17 protein-coding genes are annotated in these 21,787 nt (G+C 70.7%); 9 read left to right on the top strand and 8 right to left on the bottom strand.

Annotated features, from left to right (window positions below; genetic code table 11):
- Positions 1-74: 74 nt before the first annotated feature.
- The gene (locus L8951_RS01845; RefSeq protein WP_244381301.1) at positions 75-566 is read left to right on the top strand and encodes an ExbD/TolR family protein; all 492 of its coding nucleotides are present in this window, start codon (positions 75-77) and stop codon (positions 564-566) included.
- 18 nt (positions 567-584) lie between these two features.
- The gene (locus L8951_RS01840; RefSeq protein ID WP_244381300.1) at positions 585-1,016 is read left to right on the top strand and encodes an ExbD/TolR family protein; all 432 of its coding nucleotides are present in this window, start codon (positions 585-587) and stop codon (positions 1,014-1,016) included.
- A gap of 337 nt (positions 1,017-1,353) precedes the next feature.
- On the opposite strand, the gene L8951_RS01835 is transcribed toward L8951_RS01840, so the two are convergent.
- The 3 genes from L8951_RS01835 to L8951_RS01825 all read right to left on the bottom strand — a co-directional run bounded on the left by L8951_RS01835 (position 1,354) and on the right by L8951_RS01825 (position 5,405).
- The gene (locus L8951_RS01835) at positions 1,354-3,069 is read right to left on the bottom strand and encodes a cytochrome c biogenesis protein DipZ (RefSeq protein WP_244381299.1); all 1,716 of its coding nucleotides are present in this window, start codon (positions 3,067-3,069) and stop codon (positions 1,354-1,356) included.
- Positions 3,069-3,557 carry a peptide-methionine (R)-S-oxide reductase MsrB gene (gene msrB / locus L8951_RS01830; protein ID WP_407696389.1) on the bottom strand — a complete coding sequence of 163 codons (489 nt, stop codon included), beginning with the start codon at positions 3,555-3,557 and terminating at the stop codon, positions 3,069-3,071. The genes L8951_RS01835 and msrB overlap by 1 nt, the downstream gene beginning before the upstream one ends.
- Before the next feature lie 81 nt (positions 3,558-3,638).
- Positions 3,639-5,405 carry an ABC transporter transmembrane domain-containing protein gene (locus L8951_RS01825; protein ID WP_244381297.1) on the bottom strand — a complete coding sequence of 589 codons (1,767 nt, stop codon included), beginning with the start codon at positions 5,403-5,405 and terminating at the stop codon, positions 3,639-3,641.
- Between the two features lie 139 nt (positions 5,406-5,544).
- Here L8951_RS01825 and L8951_RS01820 point away from each other — a divergent pair, with 139 nt between their 5' ends.
- Both L8951_RS01820 and L8951_RS01815 read left to right on the top strand, forming a co-directional pair.
- Complete coding sequence (locus L8951_RS01820) at positions 5,545-6,774, top strand: polyhydroxyalkanoate depolymerase (protein WP_244381296.1); 1,230 nt, start codon at positions 5,545-5,547, stop codon at positions 6,772-6,774.
- Positions 6,775-6,846: 72 nt separating this feature from the next.
- On the top strand, positions 6,847-7,839 hold the full coding sequence (locus L8951_RS01815; protein ID WP_244381295.1) for a hypothetical protein: 993 nt from the start codon (positions 6,847-6,849) through the stop codon (positions 7,837-7,839).
- On the opposite strand, the gene L8951_RS01810 is transcribed toward L8951_RS01815, so the two are convergent.
- On the bottom strand, positions 7,836-8,435 hold the full coding sequence (locus tag L8951_RS01810) for a DUF4126 domain-containing protein (RefSeq protein ID WP_244381294.1): 600 nt from the start codon (positions 8,433-8,435) through the stop codon (positions 7,836-7,838). The two genes, L8951_RS01815 and L8951_RS01810, sit on opposite strands and share 4 nt — an antisense overlap.
- 151 nt (positions 8,436-8,586) lie before the next feature.
- Between L8951_RS01810 and L8951_RS01805 the strand changes: the two genes are divergently transcribed.
- Positions 8,587-9,870: a metal-dependent hydrolase family protein gene (locus L8951_RS01805; RefSeq protein ID WP_244381293.1), complete on the top strand. Its 1,284-nt coding sequence runs from the start codon at positions 8,587-8,589 to the stop codon at positions 9,868-9,870.
- A gap of 250 nt (positions 9,871-10,120) precedes the next feature.
- On the opposite strand, the gene L8951_RS01800 is transcribed toward L8951_RS01805, so the two are convergent.
- The 4 genes from L8951_RS01800 to L8951_RS01785 all read right to left on the bottom strand — a co-directional run bounded on the left by L8951_RS01800 (position 10,121) and on the right by L8951_RS01785 (position 14,356).
- Positions 10,121-11,302 (bottom strand): acetyl-CoA C-acyltransferase, encoded by a 1,182-nt coding sequence (locus L8951_RS01800; RefSeq protein WP_244381292.1) that lies wholly within the window; start codon positions 11,300-11,302, stop codon positions 10,121-10,123.
- 11 nt (positions 11,303-11,313) lie between these two features.
- On the bottom strand, positions 11,314-11,769 hold the full coding sequence (locus tag L8951_RS01795) for a MaoC family dehydratase (protein WP_244381291.1): 456 nt from the start codon (positions 11,767-11,769) through the stop codon (positions 11,314-11,316).
- A gap of 178 nt (positions 11,770-11,947) precedes the next feature.
- Positions 11,948-13,276, bottom strand: coding sequence for a mechanosensitive ion channel family protein (locus L8951_RS01790; RefSeq protein ID WP_244381290.1), 1,329 nt, complete (start codon positions 13,274-13,276; stop codon positions 11,948-11,950).
- Between the two features lie 39 nt (positions 13,277-13,315).
- Positions 13,316-14,356: a DNA topoisomerase IB gene (locus tag L8951_RS01785; RefSeq protein WP_244381289.1), complete on the bottom strand. Its 1,041-nt coding sequence runs from the start codon at positions 14,354-14,356 to the stop codon at positions 13,316-13,318.
- 71 nt (positions 14,357-14,427) lie between these two features.
- On the opposite strand from L8951_RS01785, the gene L8951_RS01780 reads away from it, so the two are divergent.
- From L8951_RS01780 to L8951_RS01765, 4 genes are all read left to right on the top strand, one after another.
- Positions 14,428-14,973, top strand: a complete 546-nt coding sequence (locus L8951_RS01780; RefSeq protein ID WP_244381288.1) for a DJ-1/PfpI/YhbO family deglycase/protease — start codon at positions 14,428-14,430, stop codon at positions 14,971-14,973.
- A 255-nt stretch (positions 14,974-15,228) separates the two neighbouring features.
- Positions 15,229-15,438 carry a hypothetical protein gene (locus L8951_RS01775; RefSeq protein WP_244381287.1) on the top strand — a complete coding sequence of 70 codons (210 nt, stop codon included), beginning with the start codon at positions 15,229-15,231 and terminating at the stop codon, positions 15,436-15,438.
- Positions 15,439-15,532: 94 nt separating this feature from the next.
- Positions 15,533-17,575: an autotransporter assembly complex protein TamA gene (locus tag L8951_RS01770; protein ID WP_244381286.1), complete on the top strand. Its 2,043-nt coding sequence runs from the start codon at positions 15,533-15,535 to the stop codon at positions 17,573-17,575.
- Entirely contained in the window at positions 17,575-21,780 is a 4,206-nt protein-coding gene (locus tag L8951_RS01765; RefSeq protein ID WP_244381285.1) for a translocation/assembly module TamB domain-containing protein, read from the top strand. Before L8951_RS01770 ends, L8951_RS01765 begins: the two co-directional genes overlap by 1 nt.
- Positions 21,781-21,787: the final 7 nt, after the last annotated feature.

The raw sequence follows: 21,787 nt of genomic DNA, 5'->3' as shown, positions 1-21,787 counted from the left end.
CCCGCCCCCGCCCGGCGCCGGTGTCGACCGGCTGAGGCGAGGGCCCCGAAGACGAAGTAGAAGGAAACACGCCCATGGGCATGAATGTTGGGATGGAGCAGTCGGGTGACGATATCCCGATGTCCGACATCAACACGACGCCGCTCGTCGACGTCATGCTGGTGCTCCTCATCATCTTCCTGATCGCCGTCCCTGTCGTGCTCGAAACGGTCCCGGTGCAATTGCCCACGGTCCAGTACGAGCCGACCGAGTCGAAGCCTGAGAACGTCAACCTGTCGGTGCGCGGCGCGCCCGACGGCACCTGCGAGGTCTATTGGAACGTCCAGCCGGTCGCGAGCGATGAACTGCTCGACCGGGCGGTGGTCCACCTCGAGCAAGCCATTGAGGCGGTTGGCGGCGTCGACAATCTGACCGACGAGACTATGCCCGAAGTGCATATCCGCGGTGACGTCGACACCCCCTACAAGTGCATCGGCGGCGCGATCTTCACCATGCAGCGCGCGGGCTTCGCGCGGGTCGGGTTCATCTCCGAACCGCCGGCCGGTACCGCGGTCAAGCGTCTCTAGACCTAAGGAGCAAGTCTCATGGCAATGTCCTCGACAGGCGCCGACGACGATCAACCGATGATGGATATCAACACGACGCCGCTCATCGACGTCATGTTGGTCATGCTGATCATGTTCATCATCACCATCCCGGTGCAGACGCACGCGGTGAAGCTCGACCTTCCGCAGGACGACGGGTCGACCACGCCGCCGCCGGTCGACCCGATCAAGAACAAGATCGTGGTCACCGAAGCGGGCGAGGTGCTGTGGAACGGCAGCCCGGTCAACCTGATCCAGCTGCGCCAGTTCCTCGACATCTCGCAGCAGCTCCCGGTGACCCCGGAACTGCACCTCCAGCCCGAGCCGAACGCGCGCTACGCGCTGGTCGACGAGGTGCTCGCGGTGACCAAGCGCGCGAGCGTCGAGAAGATGGGGTTCGTCGGTAACGAAGCCTATGTGAGCGAGTTCTAATAAAGAACCCGGTCACGACCGAACGATCAGGGGGCGGCCTTCGGGTCGCCCCTTTTTCGTTGCCCGCGCTGCCGCCAGGGTGCGGCTGCCGCTACCGCTGCCGCTGCCGCTGCCGCTGCCGCTGCCGCTGCCGCTGCCGATGATGCTGTGGGCGGGCCGCTCGCCCGCCGGTCGGATCGGCGTCGCCCCGGTCATCGCCGGGCGCGGGGTCGGCGCGCTGGGCTCCTTCGCGGTGCGGTCGCGGCGATGCGCCCTAGCCGACGGTGTTCGCCACCGCGCCGTGCCGGCCGCGGGCGCTGCCCGGGGGCATCGCCGTTGCAGGGGCGCGGCGCGCGGCCTAGCCGAAGGTGAAGGCGTAGGCGGCAGCGCCGGGGCGATCGAAGGTGATGGTGAAATGGCGTGCGCGCGGCGCGCCCGCCTGGCGGACGAGCTGGTAGAGCCGCTCCTCGCGCACCTCGCCGCGCCCGTCGGCGTCGGTATCGACCCCGGCATCGGCGCCGGGGCGCGCGCCGTCGATGCGGACGGTGAAGCCGATCGGGCGACCATCGGTGCTGCCGAGCACGAGGTTGAGGTCGCGCGCCTTGAAGGTGAAGGCGATCGTCGCCGCGCGCGCCTGCGCCACGCTGCGCCGCGGCGCGATCGTCCAGCGCCCTCCCAGCGCCCAGTGGTTGAGTGCGAGCTCGGCGGGCAGCGTGAAGGCGGCGGGCGCGCCGGTGACGAGCCCCTCCGGCGAGGCGAAATTCTCGGTGCGGCGGCTGCCCAGATAGGTCTCGGGGCTGTCGACCAGCGCGAAATCGGCCTGCCGCTCGGTGGCCGAGAGCTCGGGCGCGCGGGTGCGCGCGCCGAGATCGGCGGTGCCCGCCTCGGCCAGCAGCGCGCGGATCGCGGCCTCGGTCTTGTCGTAGCTGCCCTCGCCGAAATGGTGGTAGCGGATCCGCCCGCGGGCATCGATCAGGTAATGGGCGGGCCAGTAGCGGTTGTCGAAGGCGCGCCAGATCGACCAGTCGTTGTCGAGCGCGACCGGATAGGCGATGCGCGCGTCGACGACCGCGCGTTCGAGATTGGCGCGCCGCCGTTCGAAGGCGAACTCGGGGGTGTGGACCCCCACCACCACGAAGCCGTCGTCGGCGTAACGCTCGTACCAGGCGCGCACATAGGGGACGGCGCGGATGCAGTTGATGCAGCTGTAGGTCCAGAAATCGACCAGCACGACCTTGCCCGCAAGGTCGGCGGCCGCGAGCGGGGGGCTGTTGATCCAGCCGGTTGCGCCGGGCAGCCCGGGAAACCCGCCCTCGACCGGGAGCGGGCCGTCGATCTCGGTGGTGAGTTCGGGCGCGTCCATCCCGAGCAACCGGGCGAGCCGGTTCTCGAGCTGGAAGGTCTGGCCCGCCGACAGCGTGGCGAGGACGCGGGTGTCGAGCCCGAGCGCGATCGCCCCGACCCCGCCGAGCACGAGCAGCCCGAGCAGCCGCCGCAGCGTCTCGCCCGCGCCCAGCCCCCGCTTCATCGCGGCGAAGACGCGCCCGCCCACCAGCAACGCGAGCGCGAGGCTGGTGGCGGCGCCGGCGGCATAGGCGAAGAGGAGGAAGGCGGTCTGCACGCTCGCGCCCGACAGCGCCGCGCCGGTCAGCACGAGCCCGAGGATGGGGCCCGCGCAGGGCGCCCAGAGCAGCCCGGTGGCGACCCCGAGCACGAGGCTCGCGACGAGCCCGCCGCGCCCTTCGTGGCGGGCGTTGAGCCGCTCGCCGAGCGCGACCAGCGGGCGGGTCAGCGGCGCGGCGAGGCGGGGCAGCAGCAGCATGAGCGCGAACAGCCCCATAACCGCCAGCGCGAGCCCGCGACCCGCGCTGTTCGCCGCGCCCGCCCACTCGCCCGCCACCGCGGTCAGGGTGGCGACCAGCGCGAAGGTCGCCGCCATGCCGAGCAGCATCGGCAGCCCGTTGGCGAGGAAGGGGCGGTCGGCGCGCGCGAAGACGAAGGGCAGGACGGGCAGGATACAGGGGCTGAGGATGGTCAGCACCCCGCCGAAATAGGCGAGCAGGAGGACGAGCATCAGGCGGCGGGCCGGAAGCGCAGCGCGAGGCCGTTGATGCAGTGGCGCTTGCCGAGCGGGGGCGGGCCGTCGTCGAACAGGTGCCCGAGGTGGCCGCCGCAGCGCGCGCAATGCTCCTCGGTGCGGATCATGCCGAGCGAGGTGTCGCGCGCATAGCCGATGCGCGCGGGCGCGATCGGCCGCGTGAAGGCGGGCCAGCCGGTGCCGCTGTCATATTTATGGCGGCTCGCGAAGAGGGGTTGGTCGCAGCCCGCGCAATGGTAGGTGCCCGCGCGCTTCTCGGCATGCAGCGGGCTCGAGAAGGGGGGCTCGGTCGCGGCCTCGCGCAGGATGCGATAGCGGCGCGGGCCGAGCCGACGCCGCCACGCGGCGGGGCTGCGCGCGACGGGAAAGGCGTCGCGCGCGACCCGCGGCCCGCGGGTGGCCAGCGCATAGGCGCTGCCCGCCGCGGCAAGCGCGGCCGAACCGAGAAAGGCGCGGCGGGTCATCATCGGCGCGATCCTAGCATGGCGGGGCGGGCCGCCGAAGCTGGCCCTTCATCCCCCCCTTCGCGCGCGCGGCGCCAAAGGTTACGCGGCGACGCTGTCGAACTGCAGCTTGGCGAGGCGAGCGTAGAGCCCGCCGCGCGCGATCAGCTCGTCGTGGGTGCCCTGTTCCACGATCCGCCCCTCGTCCATCACGAGGATGCGGGAGGCGGCGCGCACGGTGGCGAGCCGGTGCGCGATGACGATGGTGGTGCGCGAGCCCATCAGCGCGTCGAGCGCGGCCTGGACGCGCGCCTCGCTCTCGGCGTCGAGCGCGCTGGTCGCCTCGTCGAGGAGCAGGAGCGGGGCGTCCTTGCGCAGCAGCGCGCGGGCGATGGCGAGCCGCTGGCGCTGCCCCCCCGACAACCGTGCCCCGCCCTCGCCGAGATAGGTATCGAGGCCCTGCGGGAGCGCGCGGAGGAAGTCCTCGGCATGCGCGGCACGCGCGGCCTCCCAGATCTCCTCGTCGCTGGCGTCCCAGTGCCCGTAGCGCAGGTTGTCGCGCGCGCTGGCCGCGAAGATCATGACCTCCTGCGGCACCATCGCGATGCGGCGACGCAACTGCTCGGGATCGACGCTGGCGATGTCGACCCCGTCGAACAGGATGCGGCCCGCATCGGGGTCGTAGAAGCGCTGCGCGAGCTGGAAGATGGTGGTCTTGCCCGCGCCCGAGGGGCCCACCAGCGCCACCATCTCGTCGGGCGCGATGTCGATCGACAGCGCCTCGAGCGCCTTGTCCTGCGGGCGGGTGGGATAGCGGAAGGTGACGTCCTCGAAGGTGAGCCGGCCCTGCGCGGGGGTGGGCAGCGGCACCGGGCGCGCCGGGGCCACGATCGTCGGCTCGACCGCGAGCAGTTCGGCCAGCCGCTGGCTCGCCCCCGCCGCGCGCAGGAGGTCGCCATAGACTTCCGAGAGCGCGCCGAAGGCGCCCGCGACCAGCCCGCCGATGAGGACGAAGGCGGCGATCGTGCCCCCCGTCATGGTGCCCTCGGCCACGTCGTGCGCGCCCGACCAGATGATCCCGGTGATGGCGATGAACATCGCGGCGATGAGGAAGGCGGTGAGGATCGCGCGCAGCCGGATGCGCCGCTTGGCGACGGTGAACACGGTCTCGGTCGCCTCCTCGAAGCGCGCCGCCTCGCGCTCCTGCTGGCCGAAGGCGAGGACGATCTTCATCGCCGCGAACACCTCGGAGGTGATGGTCGAGACGTCGGCGATTCGGTCCTGGCTGTCGACCGAGACCGCGCGCACCTTGCGCCCGATGAGCGTTAGCGGGACGATGATTACGGGAATGCCGAGCAGGATCATCGCCGCCAGCCCCGGGGCGAGCAGGAACATCACGACGGTGCCGCCGAGCGCGATCAGGACGTTGCGCAGCGCCACCGAGAGCGAGACCCCGACCACCTGCTGGATCACGGTGGTGTCGACGGTGATGCGACTGGTGATCTCGGCGGGGCGGTTTTCCTCGAAATAGCCGGGCGACAGCCGCAGCAGGTTGCGATGGACCGCGAGCCGCAGGTCGGCGACCACGCGTTCGCCGAGCCAGGTCACGAAATAGAAGCGCAGCGCGGTCGCGATCGCCATCACCACCACCAGCAGCATGAGATACTGGAACCAGCGGTCGATGTCGCCGCCACCCGAGAAGCCGCGGTCGATGATCAGCTTGAAGGCATAGGGAATCGCCAGCGTGGCCGCCGCCGCGGTCAGCAGCGCCGCCGCGGCGGCGAGCAGCTGGAGCGGGTAGTGCCGCAGCCGCGCGAACACGAGGCCGAGGTTGGACAGGCTTTTCTTGGGGGGCGGGTCGGCTTTCATCTTGCCTTGAGCGCCTAGCAGCGCGGCGCGGGGGTTCCAAGCGCCACGGCGCTTTTGCGGCGCACAAATTTGGGGTTGGCAACGGCACAAAGGGCGCTAGGCTGCGTTGCCAATCCAGATCCCTCTTTCAGGAAACTCAATGCTTTACGACGCCTATGAGGTGCAGCGCACGCTGATGGCCGGAGCCAGCAAACTGGCCGGTCTCGGGGCCGGCTGGCTCAACAATCCCGCCAATCCGTTCGGCTATGGCTCGATGGGGCCGGTGGTCGCCGCCGGGCTCGACGTGTTCGCGCACGCCGCCGCGCCGCGCGGCAAGCCCGAGTTCGGGCTGCACGAGGCGATGGTCGAGGGGCGCGCCGTCGCGGTCGACGAGGACGTGCTGGTGCGCAAGCCGTTCGGCAACCTCCTGCATTTTCGCAAGCAGGGGATCGAGGGGCAGGAACCGCTGCTGATCGTCGCGCCGATGTCGGGCCATTTCGCCACGTTGTTGCGGGGCACGGTCGAACGCATGCTGCCGGGGCACGAGACCTACATCACCGACTGGGCCGATGCCAAGCTGGTGCCGCTCTCCGACGGGCATTTCGACCTCGACAGCTATATCGACTATCTGATCGAGTTCTGCGACGCGATCCTTGCCGAGACGGGCAAGCGCCCGCACCTGCTCGCGGTGTGCCAGCCGAGCGTGCCCGCCTTCGCGGCGTGCGCGATCATGAACCGCGACGACCATCCCGCGACTCCCAAGAGCCTGACCATGATGGGCGGGCCGATCGACACGCGCGAGGCGCCGACCGCGGTCAACACGGTCGCCACCCAGCGCCCGCACGCCTGGTTCCAGCAGAATGCGATCGCCACCGTGCCCTATCTGTATCCCGGCGCGGGGCGCAAGGTGTACCCGGGCTTCCTCCAGCTCGCGGGCTTCATGACGATGAACCTTGGCAGCCACCTCAACAGCCACTGGGAGATGTTCAAGCATCTCGTCGTCGGCGACGAGGAAAGCGCCGACAAGACGCGCGAATTCTACGAGGAGTATCGCTCGGTCGCCGACATGACCGCCGAATTCTACCTGCAGACGGTCGACGTGGTGTTCCAGCGCCACCTGCTGCCGCGGGGCGAATTCACGCACAAGGGCGAGGTGGTCGATCTCGTCGCGATCGACGAGACCGCGCTGCTCGCGATCGAGGGCGAGCGCGACGACATCTCGGGGATCGGCCAGACCAGGGCGGCGCTCGACCTCGCGACCGGGCTGGCGCCGGACAAGAAGCGCTACCTGCTCGCCAAGGAGGTCGGCCACTACGGCATCTTCAACGGCGGCAAGTGGCGCGACCGGATCGCCCCGGTGGTCGAGGAATTCATCGCCACCCACGCCTGACCCCCCGCGGCGCTTGATCGGCGCCCGGCGGCGCGACTAGGGTCCTCAGGAGCGATAGAAGCGGGGGATTGCATGGGACGGTCGATGTTGGGCGCGGCGGCGGCGGCGGCGGCGCTCGCGAGTGGGGCCATGCCGGCGCCGGTGGCGGCGCAGGAGGCCTATTTGCCGTCGACCCGCTGGCAGGTGGATTTCGGCCAGGACGGTTGTGTCGCGCTGCGCGATTTCGCGGTCGGCGAGCAGACCTACCACCTCGTCGTCAAACCCAATCTCATCGGCGAGCGCTACGAACTGGCGCTGATCGAGCCGGGGTGGCGCGGCAAGACGCAGTCGCGTGCGGCAACCATCGGATTCGACGGGGCGGCGCAACAGGTGCCCGCGCTGCGCTACGCCGACCAGCAGGCGGGGCGCGTGGTGACGAGCTGGTTTGCCGAGGACCTGCGCGACCTCGCGGGGGTCGAGCGGCTCGACCTGCAGTTCGCGGGGCAGCGGATGGCCTTCGCACTGACGCAGACGGGGCCGGTGGTCGAGGCGCTGTCGGCCTGCCGCGAACAGCTCGCCGACTATTACAACATGGGCGAGGGGAGGCTCGCCGAGGGGCCCAAGGGCGACGGCATGGTCTTCCACGCGCGCAACTATCCCAAGTTCCTCGGGCTCGATGGCGAGGAGGGCATCATCCGCGCCATGCTGCTGCTCGACGAGACCGGCGCGGTGGTCGATTGCTCGCTGCTCAGCTTCGCGGGCGATGCGATCTTCATGGCGCACAGCTGCGGCATGCTGCGCGAGCTGGCGCGCTTCGAACCCGCCATCGGGCACAACGGGGCGCCCGCGCGTTCGGTCCATATCACCCCCGCCATCCACTGGCGCATCGCGGGCAACAAGAGCGACGCGCTGAGCGAGCAATTCCTCGCCCGTGACGCCTTGCTGTGGGGCGGCGTGCGCGAGGAGGAGCCGCTGCTGCTCGAGAGCCGCAAGGTCGGCGATGCGCGCGAGGGGGGGCGCAACGATGCGGTGCGCGGCGGCGACGACCATGGCGGGCGGCTGCTACGCCCGCCCGGCAAGCGCTAGCGGGACGGCGCGCGGCCGCTCCCGAAGAGGCGCGCCAGCACGCGGCGCGCGGCGAGGACCAGCCAGGCAGTCAGCCCGAGCAGGAGCAGCGCGATCACCAGCGCCGCGACGGGGTTGAGGATGGCGAGCGCGAGGAGCGACCCGGTGGCGATATCCTCGCCCGCCGAGACGACGACGTTGGATACCGGCTCGGGGCTCAGGTTGACCGCCGCGCGCGCGCTGGCCTTGCCCGCGTGGGCGGCGAAGGCGGCGCCGCCGCCGAGCAGGAAGGCGGCGACCTGGAAGGCGGGGTCGCCGGCATCGACGATCGCGAGCGCGAGCAGCGCCCCGCCGAGCGGGCGCAGGAGCGCGTGGATCGAATCCCACGCGCTGTCGACCCAGGCGATCTTGTCGGCGAAGAATTCGGCGAAGGTCCCCCCCGCGGCGATCGCCAGCACCCAGTTGTTCGACAATACCTGGAGCATCTCGAGCTGCTCGGGCAGCGGGACCCAGCCGAACTTCATGCCGAGCCCGGTGATCAGCGTGACGAGATAGAGCCGCCAGCCCGCGAGCAGGCTGGTCGAGGCGGCGAGCGCGACGAGATCGACGGGGGTCATGCCCGGTGCAACCCGCGGCGGGGGCGCGGGGTTGCGCACGCCCCCCACCGCGCGCCCCCCACCGCACGCCCCACTGCGCCCGGCGCCGCGCGTGCGCGCTTGCCAGCCGCGCCGCCGCGCGCAAGGGTGCGGGCAGACCAGGGAGAAGCTCATGATCGTCCGTACCGCCGCCATGCTCGCTGCCGCCACCGCGCTTGCCGCCCCGGCGCTCGCCGCCGACACCATCCTCGCGGGCAACCTCATCGCCGATGCGGGCGAGGGGGGAACGGGGCCGGCGACGATCGTCATCGACGAGGGCCGGATCCTGTCGGTCACCCCGGGGCACGAGGCGCCGCGCCACGGCACCGTGTACGACTGGTCGGACAAGACGGTGATGCCGGGGCTGATCGACCTCCACGTCCATCTCACGGGCAATCCCTCGGGCAATTTCTGGGAGGGCGCGACCACGCCGACCGAGTGGAACGTGATTCTCGGGGTGGTCAACGCCGAGACCACGCTCGAGGCGGGGTTCACCACGGTCCGCGACGTCGGCTCGCGCGGGAACCAGAGCGTGCACATGCTGCGCCGCGCCACCGCCGAGGGGGTGGTGCCGGGGCCGCGCATCGTCTCGGCGGGCAATTCGATCGCGATCATCGGCGGGCACGGCGACGTCAACGGCTTTCGCGAGGAGGTCAACGAGGCGCTCGACAGCGGCTATACCTGCACCGGGCCGGTCGAATGCGCGGCCAAGGTGCGGCTCGCCAGCCAGAATGGCGCCGAGGTGATCAAGATCACCGCCACCGGCGGGGTGCTCTCGCAGCAGGGGCGTGGGCTCGAGGCGCATTTCACCAGCGCCGAGATGGAGGCGATCGCCGAGACCGCGCACAGCCTCGGGCTCAAGGTGGCGGCGCACGCGCATGGCGCGCGCGGGGTCGAGGTCGCCGCGCGCGCGGGCATCGACACGATCGACCATGGCACCTTCGCCGACCGCGCCGCGCTGTCGGCGATGGCCGAGCATGGCACTTACCTGGTGCCCACGCTGCTCGCCTTTCGCGGGGTGTCCGAGATGATGGCCGAGGGGGCCTATACCGAGGTCGTCAACATGAAGATCCGCGAGGTAATGCCCGAGGTCGGCAAACCGATCGCGCTGGCGCTCGAATTGGGGGTGCCGATCGCCTTCGGGACCGACGCCGGGGTGTTCGCGCATGGCCGCAACGCGGAGGAGTTCGAGATGCTCGTGCAATATGGGATGACCCCGCGACAGGCGCTCGAAAGCGCGACGACGATCGCGGCGCGCGCCCTCGGGATGGAGCGCGAGGTCGGGCGCATCGCGGCGGGGATGAGCGCCGATCTCATCGCCTTCGAGGGCGATCCCTATGCCGATGTCACGGTCCTCCAGGACATCGACGCGGTCATGGTACGCGGCCGGCTCCACGCGGGTAACGCCGCACGCTGAGCCGGCGATCGATCAACGGGGCGCCCGCGTCGACCGGCGGACTGGCGCGCGCCCGGGCGTTCGATTACATCTGTAGTCGTCGCACCGGAAGGCAGTGCCGCAAGGCGGTGTCGATCGGCGAGGCGACGAGGTCGGTTCGGCGCGGGGGAGCCGTCGCGGGCGCCCCGCCCGGATCGGCGTGGAGAGAGGGGGGGGGCGGCGGGCGACCGTCGCTCCCCCTTTGTCCGGCGCGCCGCGCCGCCGCGCGCGGCTAGAAGACCTCGAACAGCCCGGCCGCGCCCATGCCGCCGCCCACGCACATGGTGACGACGACATATTTGGCGCCGCGGCGCTTGCCTTCGATCAGCGCGTGGCCGGTGCAGCGCGCGCCGGTCATGCCATAGGGATGGCCGATCGAGATCGAGCCGCCGTTGACGTTGAGGATGTCATTGTCGATGCCCAGCTTGTCGCGGCAGTAGAGCACCTGCACCGCGAAGGCCTCGTTGAGTTCCCACAGCCCGATCTCGTCCATCTTCACCCCGGTCTGCTCGAGCAGCTTGGGGATGGCGTAGACGGGACCGATGCCCATCTCGTCGGGCTCGGTGCCCGCGACCGCCATGCCGACATAGCGACCGAGCGGTTCGAGCCCGCGCCTCGAGGCTTCGCCCGCTTCCATGACGATGCAGGCCGACGAGCCGTCCGAGAGCTGGCTGGCGTTGCCCGCGGTGATGTGGGTGCCCGGGCCGAGCACCGGCTGGAGCTGCTGGAGCCCCTCGAGCGTGGTGCCGGGGCGGTTGCCCTCGTCCTTCTCGATGGTGACTTCCTGCGTCGAGATCTTGCCGGTTTCCTTGTCCTTCACCCCCATGGTGGTGGTGACGGCGACGATCTCGTCGTCGAACTTGCCCGCGTCCTGCGCGGCGGCGGTGCGCTGCTGCGACTGGAGCGCATATTCGTCCATGGCCTCGCGGCTGATGCCGTAGCGCTCCGCGACCGTCTCGGCGGTCTGGAGCATCGGCATGTAGGTCGCCGGGTGCATCTTGACGAGCTCGGGGTCCATCGCGACGCGCATCTCGGGGGTCTGGACCATCGAGATCGAATCCTGCCCGCCCGCGGCGACGATCTGCATCTTGTCGGTGATCACCTGCTTGGCGGCGGTGGCGATCGCCATCAGCCCCGAGGAGCATTGGCGGTCGATGGTCATCCCCGCGACCGAGACGGGGCAGCCGGCGCGCAGCGCGACCTGGCGGCCGATGTTGCCGAACTGGGTGCCCTGCGTGAGCACCGCGCCCCAGACGACATCGTCGATCTCGCCCGCCTCGATCTTGGCGCGCTCGATCGCGGGGGCGAGGCTGTAGCTGCCCAAGGTGGCGCCGTGGGTCATGTTGAAGGCGCCCTTGTAGGCGCGGCCGATGGGGGTACGCGCGGTCGAGACGATAACGGCATCGCGGGACATGGTTTCTTCTCCTAGATGATGATGAGGCCGAGCCAGTCGGCGATGAGGGCGGGCTTGTCTTCGCCGTCGATCTCGACGGTGACATTGTAATGCATGAGGAGCTGGCCGGGGGCCTTTTGCGTCATGTTCGTGAGAACGAACCGGCCGCGCACTTTTTTCCCTGCGGCCACGGGGGCGAGGAAGCGGACCTTCTCGAGCCCGTAATTGACCGCCATCCTGGTGGTGGCGGGCACGAGCATGACGTCGGCACCCATGCGGCTGAGGAGCGACAGGCTGAGGAAGCCGTGCGCGATGGTGCCGCCGAAGGGGGTCTGCGCGGCGAGCGCGGGGTCGGTGTGGATGAACTGCCGGTCCTCGGTCGCCTCGGCGAAGGCGGTGATACGCTGCTGATCGACGGTGATCCAGTCGGACGTGCCAATCTCGCTGCCGACGGCGGCGCGGATGTCATCGATGGAAGCAACGGGCATGGGCGCACTCTCCTCGGGCTGGAGGGCTACCTTAACGTAAACGTCAACACAAGTGGGTTTCGCGGTGAAACTGTTGCCGGGCGCCCGACGGGGCGGCAGGGCCGGGACCGCACGCGCGCCCGGGTCGCGGGGGCGGGGCGGTCGCTCGGCGGCAGCGCCAAGCCCGAACGCGCTATGCTCAGCCCTCGCTGCCGCCGGTATCGCTGGCGCCCGGTCCCTCGATGTCGCCGTCGCCGCGCGGCGGCGCCTTCTTCACGCTGGTCGCGGCCGACGGGAGCGGGCGGGACGGGGCGGGCGCGGCCTCTTCCTCGACCAGCCGGAAGCCGTTTTCGGGATAGGGCATGATCATCGTGCCGTCGGGCGCCGAGGTGAAGGTGGTCTGGGTGGGATAGGCGAACTCGATGCCCTGCTCGGCGAACAGCCGGGTGATGGCGATCAGGACGAGGCTCTTGGCGCCGACCAGCTCTTCATAGTCGGTGGTGTAATGGTCGTAGATGAAGAGGAAGTCGATCGATGAGTCGCCAAAGCCCGTGCAGATGGTGCGCACCGGGGTGATGTCCTCATGGTCGGCGATGGTGCTCTCGACCAGCGCCTTCATCCGCCCGAGCAGCTCGGGCGGGGTCTGGTAGATGACGCCGAAGGGGATCTCGACGCGGCGGCGCTCGGCCAGCGCGATATTCTTCACTTCCTGCTCGAGCAGCTGGGTATTGCCGATGACCACCAGCTCGCCCGAGGGGGCGCGCAGGCGGGTGGTCTTGAGCCCGATCTTCTCGACCGTGCCGAAGGTGCCGGCGGCGCCGCCGTAATTGATCACGTCGCCGCGGCGGAAGGGGCGGTCGAACACGATCGAGAGCGCGGCGAAGAGGTCGGAGAAGATGCCCTGCGCGGCAAGGCCGATGGCGATACCGCCGATCCCCAGCCCCGCGACCAGCGTGGTGACGTCGACCCCGAGGTTGTCGAGGATGACGATGATGGCGATGGCGAAGACCGCCACGTTGACCAGCACGCGGATGATGTTGAGCGCATTGCCCAGCGTGCTGTCGGGATCGTCCTCCTCGGTCGCGGCTTTCGATTTGATCACCCCGATGATCAGCTCGCGCGCCCAGATCGCGCCCTGCAGCGTGGCCGAGACGATGAAGGCGATCTCGAAGATGCGTTCGAGGTTGGCGGGGATCTCGGTGTGGCTGACGACAATGAAGAAGCTGGTGACCAGCATGAAGGTGAGGGTGGTCTTGGCGAGCACGCCCGCCACGATCCCCTTCCAGCTGGTGCGATCCTTGGTCGCCTTGCGATAGCGCCGTCCGAGCGAGCGCAGGATCAGCAGGATCCCGGCAAGGCCGAGCGCCACGACGCCGCCGATCAGCAGCTCTTCCCAATAGTCGACGAGCCAGTCGATCGTGCCCGACACCGGGCGTTCGAGGCTCTCGACCGTCTCCTCGAGGGAGGCTTCGTCGGCGGTCAGGATCTCGGCGGCGTGGTCGAGCGTGTTCTGCGAAGTCTGGGTCATCGCGGCCTTGTGTGGCGGGGATGGCGCCAAGTTTCAACCTCAGCGGCCGAGGAAGCGGCGCGCGAGCCGCCGCTGCCAGCTCGGCGGCGGCCCGTGCGCGTCGAGCATGGCGAGGAGCAGGCTTTCCTCGCGGCTCATGCGGCGGCGCGCGCGGCGCGGGCGGCGGATCCCCGCGAGCGGGTCGGTCGGGCGCTCCTTGATTGCCTCGAGGATGGCGGGGTGGATATAGGAGGCGCGGGTCACCGCGGGGGTGTTGCCGAGCGCCTGCGCGACCGGTTCGACGATCCGCTTGAGCGTCACCGGCCCCTCCTCGCCCAGCGCGGCGAGCAGTTCCTCGACCGCCATCGCGCTCGCGCCCCAGGTGCGGAAATGCTTGGCCGTCACCGGCGCGCGCGCGGTCGCCTTGAGGAAGTCGTTGACTTCATTGCTGTCGACCTGCCGCGGCGCGCCGTCCTCGCCGACATATTGGAATAGGTGCTGCCCCGGCAGCTCGTGGCATTCGCCGACGATGCGCACCAGCGCGGGGTCGGTGATGGTGATGTCGCGCACGGTCCCGTGCTTGCCGCGATAGGACAGCTTGAGCCGGGTCTTGAGCCGCTCGACATGGCTGCTGGTCAGCGTGGTCGCGCCATAGCTCCGGTTCGAGCGCGCATAGCGCCGGTTGCCGACCCGCAGGTGGTTCTCGTCGATCAGCCGGACCACCGCCGCGACGACCGTCTCGCGATCGAGCGTGCGGCGGCGCAGCGCCTTCTCGACGCGCTTGCGGATGCGCGGCAGCCGCCGACCGAAATCGGCGAGCCGCGCGAATTTCTCGGCCTCGGCGAGCGCGCGGAAATCATCGTGGTAGCGATATTGCTTGCGCCCCTTCTCGTCATAGCCGGTGGCCTGGACATGGCCGTTGGCATCGCGGCAGTACCAGACGTCGCGGTAGGCGGGCGGGACCGCGAGCGCGTTGAGCCGCTCGATCGTCGCGGCGTCCTTGACGCGGCGGCCGTCGGGATGATGGTAGCTCCACCCCTTGCCGCGGCGCACGCGCGTCAACCCGGGTTCCTCGTCGCTCGAATGCCGCAGTTGGCGCACGCTTCGTCCTTCACTATCGGATACGCAAAGCGCGGGCTCGCGTTGGCGGTTCCAAAGAGGAGAGACGAAAGATGCAAGACCTGACCGGCAAGCGGGTGCTCATCATGGCCACCGAGGGGTTCGAGGAACTCGAGCTGACGGGGCCGCGCGACCGGCTCGGCGCGGCGGGGGCGCAGGTCGTCATCGCCTCGGTCGATCGCAACCCGTTCCGCGGCCGGGTCAAGGACGAGCCGACCATCTGGGTCCAGCCCGACCTGCTGATCGGCGAGGCCGACGTGGCGGACTTCGACGCGCTGGTGTTGCCCGGCGGGGTGATCAACCCCGACCAGCTGCGCACCCATGCCGAGGCGATCGACCTGATCAAGGCGTTCGACGCGGCGAGCAAGCCGGTCGCGGCGATCTGCCACGGGCCGTGGCTGCTGGTCGAGGCCGACGTCGTGCGGGGGCGCAAGGTGACCTGCTGGCCCTCGATCCGTACCGACCTGCGCAACGCCGGCGGCGAGGTGGTCGATCGCGAATCGTGCACCGACGGGCATCTCATCACCAGCCGCAATCCCGACGACGTACCCGCCTTCTGCGCCGCGATCGCCGCGGCGATTGCCGAGGTAAGCACTTGACCTGTCGCGGAAAATCTTCTTCTCAACCGCGCTCCGGGGCCGTGTAAGAGACTTTTCAACCAAAAGGCGTTGGGGAAGAGCGTCACGATCCAGTCGGACAACCCCGCCTATATCGACTTTCCCGGCTGCGCGCTCGACGAGATCGACCTCGTCGGCCGGGTGCTGTGGATCGCGCGGCGGCTGCGCTGATCGGCGAAGCGCGTTAACCCTGTTCGGTAGCCGGATCCTTCACGCTTTGCCGGTATCGCCAGCGCCATGGTCCCGTTGTTCATCGCCGACCGCGACGCGCTCGCGGACGCCACCCTGCTGCTCGACGATTTCGGCCCGCGTGCGGGCGAGGAAGCGCGCGCGCGCGCCGACCGTGCGCGCGCCAGCGACAATGTGCTGCGCTTCTGCCACTGGCGCCAGATCGAGCGGCTGGTCGGCCACCTCGTCGACCCCGACGTGGTCGGCACCGTCCACTAGCGTCGCGCCCGCCAGAGGCGCGCGCGCGACGAACAGTCCGCTGACGTAACGAAAGCGCTGGCGAGCGGGGTTTTTCGCCGCTAGGCTCGCCCGCATGAAAGGGATCGCGGGTCGCGGCGTTGCAGCTCTCCTGATGTGCGGGATGGGCTTGTCGCCCGCCTGGGCACAGGACGCCGTGCCCGAACCCGCCCGCGCGCCCAGCGGCGAGCCGCCCCCCCCGATCGACGCCGATGCCACGGTCGAAAGCGACGTCGATGTCGATGTCGAGGCGCCGCTCGCGCCGCTGCCCGAACTCGACCTGCCATGGCCCGAGATCGAGGGCGCCGAAGGCGACCCCGTCTTCGCCCCGCTCGCCGAGCTGATCGAGGGCGAGGCCGAGGAGGAGGGCAGCGAGGCGCAGCTGTTCGAGACCGACCTGCGCGACTATGATTGGACGCTGGTCGGGCTACCCGAGGCGGTGGCGGGCGAGATCGAGGAGGAATTCGAGGCGCTGTCCGCGCTCGCCGCGGGCGACGGCGAAGCCGACAATGCCGCGCAGATCGATCGCCGCGCCAAGACCGATGTCGCGCTGCTCGAGCAGATCCTCGATGCCAAGGGCTATCATGCCGCCACCATCGCGCTCGACTATGTCCCGCAGGGCGCGGAACTGCTGGTCCGCTTCGAGGTCGAGCCGGACGCGCAATTCGTCTTCACCGAGGTGCAGCTGCCCGGCCTCGCGGCGACCGGCGAGAACGAGGCGGCGCTGCGCGAGGCCTTCGGGGTCGAGGTCGGCGACCCGGTCCGCGCCGCCGAGGTCATCGCCGGCACCGCCGACCTGCTCACCGCGCTGGGCGAACGCGGGTACCCGCAGGCCGAGCTGGGCGAGCGCCAGGTGATCATCGACTATGACAGCGCGACCGCCACGCTGCTCCAGCCGGTGGAGGCGGGCCCGCTCGCGGTCTATGGCGAGATCCGGGTCGAGGGCGAACCGCCCTTCCCGGCGCGCCACGTCGCCCGGCTGGCGCGCTTCGCGCCGGGCGAGATCTACGACCGCAGCGAGATCGTCGACCTGCGCCGCGCGCTGATCGCCACCGGGCTGGTCTCGAGCGTGGTGATCGAGACCGAGCCGCGCGCGGGGGGCGAGGTGGTCGACGTCGCGGTGACGCTCCAACCGGCCAAGCTGCGCACCATCGCGGGCGAGGTCGGCTACGGCACCGGCGAGGGGTTCCGCATCGAGGGGCAGTGGCAGCACCGCAATTTCTGGAACCCCGAGGGCGCGCTCACGCTCGACGGGGTGCTCGGGACGCAGGAACAGCTCGCCGCCGCCACGCTGCTGCGCTCGAACTGGCTGCGCCGCGACCAGCGCCTGTCGATGCAGTTGCTCGCCAGTTCGATCCGCCGCGACGCCTATGAAGCCGACCTCGCGCAGGCGACGGTGCGCGTCGAACGCGTCTCCGATTTCCTCTGGCAGAAGGAATTCACCTGGGGCGCGGGGATCGAGCTGTTCGCCTCGAGCGAGCTCGATCGCGATCCCGACCTCGGGCTCGAACGCCGCCGCGCCTTCTATATCGGCGCGCTGCCGCTGGTCGCCGAGATCGACCAGTCGAACGACCTGCTCGACCCGACCCGGGGCTGGACATTGGAGGGGTTCGTCAGCCCCGAGATCAACCTCAACAACAACGGCGACACCTATGTCCGCGCGAGCGTGAAGGGCACGCTCTTCCGCCCGTTCGGCGAGAAGGTGGTCGCCGCCGCCAAGGTCAAGGTCGGCACCATCGCCGGGACCAGCCGCGACGCGGTCGCGCCGACGCGGCGCTGGTATGCGGGGGGCGGGGGCTCGGTGCGCGGTTACGGCTTCCAGGCGCTCGGCCCGCGCGACATCTTCGGCGACCCGATCGGCGGCCGCTCGCTGAGCGAGTTCGCGCTCGAGGCGCGGGTGCGCGTCTGGGGGCCGTTCGCGGTGGTGCCCTTCTTCGACGGCGGGCGCGTGGGCGAGGAGCCGTGGCCGGGCACCAGCGACTGGCAGTTCGGCACCGGGATCGGGCTGCGCTACCACAGCAATTTCGGCCCCATCCGGGTCGATGTCGGCACCCCGCTCAACCCGCGTGAGGGCGACAGCCCGGTCGCGGTGGTGGTCGGGCTGGGGCAGGCCTTCTGATGGCGGCGGCGGGGCGCAAACAGGGCACCGGGCGCAAGAGCCTTCCGCGGCGCGCCGCACGGCGGTTCGGCAAGGAACTGCTCACGCTGGTGCTGATCCTCGTCGGGCTCGCCGCGATCGGGCTGCTGGTGCTCGACAGCGGGATCGGCCATCGCTTCATCGCCGACCGCATCGCCGCGATGGAGCGCGAGGACTGCCTCGAGATCCGGATCGGCCGGATCGAGGGGTCGATCTATGACGAGATGGTGCTACGCAACGTCGAACTGCGCGACCCGCAGGGCGAGTTCGTCACCATCAGCCGCGCCGAGGTCGACTGGTCGCCGCTCGCCTGGCTCTACAACGACCTGCACATCGACCGCCTCCACGCCGACCTGCTGACGGTGCGGCGACTGCCCGAACTGTGCCCGGTCGAGCGCGACCCCGACCAGCCGCTGCTGCCGGGGTTCGACATCCATGTCGGCGACCTTGTCGTCGAGCGGCTGCTGGTCGAGGAAGCCGTCACCGGCACCGCGCGCGAGGGCCGCGTCGAGGGCGCGGTGACGGTCCGCTCGGGGCGGGCGCTGGCGCGGCTCGAGGCCGCGCTCGAGGGCGGCGACCGGGTCGCGCTCGACCTCGATGCCGAGCCCGATGCCGACCGCTTCGACCTTTCGCTCGTCGCCGAGGCACCCGCCGACGGGCTGCTGCCCCAGCTGCTCGGGCTCGACGCCCCGCTCGCGCTCGAGATCGCGGGCGAGGGCAGCTGGACCGACTGGCGGGGGCGCGCCAGCGGGGGGGTCGGGCAGGCCGAGGCGATCGATCTCGCGATCGCGCTGTCCGCGGGGACCTACCGGCTCGAGGGGCGGGTCGACCTGTCCGGGCTGGTCGAGGGCGTGCTCGCCGAGCCGGTCGCGGGCGGGGTCGGGGTCGAGGCGGCCTTCACCTTCGAGGAGGGCGTGATCGCGGGCGAGGCGATGCTGACCTCGCGCGCCATGCGGCTGGTCGCCGACGGCGGGGTCGACCTGCGCGACAACCGGTTCGAGGGGCTCGACCTCGGGCTCGACCTGCGGCGCCCCGAGGCGCTGTTCGACGGGCTCGGGGGCGAGCGGCTTCGGCTGGTCGCGCGTCTCGACGGAGGATTTTCGTCCTTCGCCTACGATTATCGGCTGACCAGCCCCGAGCTGCGGGTCGATGCGATCACTCTGTTCGCGCTCGCTGCCGAGGGCAGCGGTCGCTGGTCGCGGCCGCCGCGCCGGGTCCCGCTCACTGCCTCGGCGCGCCGCGTCGTGGGGCTCGGGCTCGAGTTCGAACAGATTCTAGAGAACTTCTCGCTCGAGACCATGCTCGTCGTCAGCGATACCGGGCTGCGCAGCGAGAACCTGCGCTTCCGCTCGGCCAAGGGCAGCGGCACCGGCGAGCTGGTGGTCGATTTCGACACCGGCGCGATCGACTTCGCGCTCAACGCCCGGCTCGATCGCTACCTCGTGCCCGGGTTGGGGCTGGTCGATGTCGAGACCGACCTAGCGCTGCGCCCGGGCGGCGGCGGGCTCCAGCTCGACGGGCGCGCCACCGCCACCGTGCGGCGGCTCGACAACAGCTTCTTCGCCGGGCTGCTCGGGGGCAACCCGGTGATCGAGACCCGGATCGCGCGCGGTGCCGACGGGGTGATCCGCTTTGCCGACACGCGGCTCGAATCGCCGCTGCTCGCGCTGAGCGGCTCGGGGCTGCGGCGCAACGACGGGACCTTCCGTTTCGAGGCCGAGGGGACGCACGAGAGCTACGGGCCGCTGTCGGTGATCGTCGACGGGCGGATCAGCCGCCCCAGCGTCGAGCTTTTCCTCGAAAGCCCCAACGCCGCATTGGGACTGCGCGACGTCACCGTCACCCTTGATCCCAACGATCGCGGGTTCGCTTATGCCGCCGAAGGGATGAGCCGGTTCGGCCCCTTCACCAGCGAGGGCGACATCCTGCTGCCCGCGGGCGAGGGGCAGGCGGCGATCGACGTCGCCGCGCTGCGCGTCGCCGGCTCGAGCGGTTGGGGCCGCCTCGGCATCGTGCCCGGCGGGTTCGACGGCACGCTCGCGCTCGCCGGCGGCGAGATCGCGGGCACGCTCGCCTTCTCGGTGCCCGCGGGCACGCCCGCGGGGGTCTCGGCGCAGCGCATCGCGATGGACCTGGCCTTCGACAACGCCGCCTTCCCCGGCCCGCCCGCGATCGCCGCGCGTTCGGGCCGGCTCGACGGGGTGGTGCTGCTGACCGAAACGGGGATCGGGTCCGATTTCGACTTCGCGCTCGAGCGCGCGACGATCGCCGGGCTCGATTTCGAGCGGGTGAGCGGCAGCGGGCGGCTCGAGAATGGCAAGGGCGTGATCGACGCCGCGCTCGAAGGGCGCGGGCGCTCGGACTTCAGCTTCGACCTCGCCGCGCAGATCGACATGGAGGTTATCGAGGACCCCGGGCAGTCGATCGTGCTGTCGGGCTCGGGGAGCCTCGACGGGCGGCGGCTCGCCTTCGTCCGCCCCGCGCGCTTCGAGATGGTCGACGGGCAATGGGTGCTCGGCGAGGTCGACCTTCGCTACGGGCGCGGTCGCGCGCGCGTGTCGGGACTGACCGACGGCGGGCCCGTCGAGATCGCGCTGTCGGGACTGCCGCTGCGGCTCGCCGACCTGTTCGCGCCCGACCTCGGGTTGTCGGGCACGCTCAGCGGGACCGCGAGCTACGATCCGCGCACCCGCGACGGGGAGGCCAGCCTCCAAGTCCGCGGGCTCAGCCGGGCCGGGCTGCTGCTCGCCTCGCGCCCGATCGACATGGCGGTCAACGCGCGGATTGCGGGCGATGTCGCCGGGGCGCGGATCGTGATGGAACATGAGGGCGAGTCGATCGGGCGCGCGCAGGTGCGCTTCGCGCCGCTGCCCGAGGGACCGATCGCCAGCGCGTTGCTGCGCGCACCCTTGTTCGCGCAATTCCGCTTCGACGGCCCGGCAGGCACACTCTGGCGGCTGTCCAACGTCGAGCTGTTCGACCTAACGGGGCCGATACGCGTGGCGCTCGATGCGCGCGGCTCGCTGCTGCGGCCGCGGATCAGCGGCACCCTGCAGCTGTCCAACGCCCGGCTCGAGAGCCCGGTGACGGGCACCGAGGTGACCGGGCTCGAGGCGAGCGGGCGCTTTCGCGGCTCGCGGCTGATCATCGACCGGATGAGCGGGCGCACGCGCGACGGCGGGCAGGTGCGCGGCAGCGGCGATTTCGTCTTCCTGCCGGGGGGGATCGGCATCGACCTCGGCATCACCACCGAGCGCGCGCGGCTGCTCAATCGCGACGATATCGCCGCCACCGTGTCGGGGCCGCTGCGGATCCGCTCGGCGAGCGGCACCGGGGGCACCATCTCGGGCGACCTCACGCTGATCGAGGGGCGCTACCAGCTGGGGCAGGCGGGGCGCGTCGCGGCGGTCCCCTCGCTCGAGGTGATCGAGCGCGGGGCCGACCCCGACAGCATCATCGAGACCGCGCGGATCGCGCCGTGGCGGCTCGACGTCGGGGTCAGCGGCGGGCCACTGTTCGTCAAGGGGCTGGGGCTCGATTCGCGCTGGACCACCGACGTGCGCATCGGCGGCAGCGTGCTCGAACCGCGGATCCGCGGCTCGGCCGACCTCCAGTCGGGCGAATACAGCTTCGCCGGGCGCCGCTTCCGGGTCGAACGCGGCGACATCGATTTCACCGGCAACTCGCCGCCCAACCCCAGCCTCGACATCCTCGCGGTCGCCGACGGGGTGGGGATCGAGGCGCAGGTGCGGGTCACCGGCAACGCGCTCGCCCCCAACATCGAATTCGCCAGCCCCGGCATCGCCGATCAGGACGAGATCCTGTCGCGGCTCCTGTTCGGGACCTCGGCGGCCAACCTCTCGGCGGCCGAACTGGTCCAGCTGGGGGCGGCGGTCGCGAGCCTGCAAGGCGGGGGCGGCGGGCTCGACCCGATCAACGCGGTGCGCTCGGCCATCGGGCTCGACCGGCTGCGCATCCTGCCCGCCGACGTCACCACCGGGCAGCAAACCGCGATCGGCGCGGGTAAGTACATCACGCGGCGGCTCTATGTCGAAGTGATCACCGACGGGCAGGGTTATACCGCCACGCAGGCCGAGTTCCAGGTCACCCGCTGGCTGGCGATCCTCGCCAGCGTCAACTCGCTCGGGCGCGCGGGGGTCAACGCGCGCTTCTCGCGAGACTATTAGCCCGGCG

It is taken from the genome of Sphingomicrobium astaxanthinifaciens (assembly GCF_022865105.1).
Classification (GTDB): domain Bacteria; phylum Pseudomonadota; class Alphaproteobacteria; order Sphingomonadales; family Sphingomonadaceae; genus Sphingomicrobium; species Sphingomicrobium astaxanthinifaciens.
The sequence above is the reverse complement of the archived record's forward strand: the minus strand, read 5'-3'. Positions and strand labels throughout refer to the sequence as shown.

Bases quoted from the DNA above. Each gene is read 5' to 3' on its own strand.
- L8951_RS01780 (WP_244381288.1), top strand. From the start codon at position 14,428: ATGCAAGACCTGACCGGCAAGCGGGTGCTCATCATGGCCACCGAGGGG.
- L8951_RS01810 (WP_244381294.1), bottom strand. From the start codon at position 8,435: ATGACCCCCGTCGATCTCGTCGCGCTCGCCGCCTCGACCAGCCTGCTC.
- L8951_RS01820 (WP_244381296.1), top strand. From the start codon at position 5,545: ATGCTTTACGACGCCTATGAGGTGCAGCGCACGCTGATGGCCGGAGCC.
- L8951_RS01815 (WP_244381295.1), top strand. From the start codon at position 6,847: ATGGGACGGTCGATGTTGGGCGCGGCGGCGGCGGCGGCGGCGCTCGCG.
- L8951_RS01795 (WP_244381291.1), bottom strand. From the start codon at position 11,769: ATGCCCGTTGCTTCCATCGATGACATCCGCGCCGCCGTCGGCAGCGAG.
- msrB (WP_407696389.1), bottom strand. From the start codon at position 3,557: ATGACCCGCCGCGCCTTTCTCGGTTCGGCCGCGCTTGCCGCGGCGGGC.
- L8951_RS01825 (WP_244381297.1), bottom strand. From the start codon at position 5,405: ATGAAAGCCGACCCGCCCCCCAAGAAAAGCCTGTCCAACCTCGGCCTC.
- L8951_RS01835 (WP_244381299.1), bottom strand. From the start codon at position 3,069: ATGCTCGTCCTCCTGCTCGCCTATTTCGGCGGGGTGCTGACCATCCTC.
- L8951_RS01840 (WP_244381300.1), top strand. From the start codon at position 585: ATGGCAATGTCCTCGACAGGCGCCGACGACGATCAACCGATGATGGAT.
- L8951_RS01805 (WP_244381293.1), top strand. From the start codon at position 8,587: ATGATCGTCCGTACCGCCGCCATGCTCGCTGCCGCCACCGCGCTTGCC.
- L8951_RS01770 (WP_244381286.1), top strand. From the start codon at position 15,533: ATGAAAGGGATCGCGGGTCGCGGCGTTGCAGCTCTCCTGATGTGCGGG.
- L8951_RS01845 (WP_244381301.1), top strand. From the start codon at position 75: ATGGGCATGAATGTTGGGATGGAGCAGTCGGGTGACGATATCCCGATG.
- L8951_RS01800 (WP_244381292.1), bottom strand. From the start codon at position 11,302: ATGTCCCGCGATGCCGTTATCGTCTCGACCGCGCGTACCCCCATCGGC.
- L8951_RS01765 (WP_244381285.1), top strand. From the start codon at position 17,575: ATGGCGGCGGCGGGGCGCAAACAGGGCACCGGGCGCAAGAGCCTTCCG.
- L8951_RS01790 (WP_244381290.1), bottom strand. From the start codon at position 13,276: ATGACCCAGACTTCGCAGAACACGCTCGACCACGCCGCCGAGATCCTG.
- L8951_RS01775 (WP_244381287.1), top strand. From the start codon at position 15,229: ATGGTCCCGTTGTTCATCGCCGACCGCGACGCGCTCGCGGACGCCACC.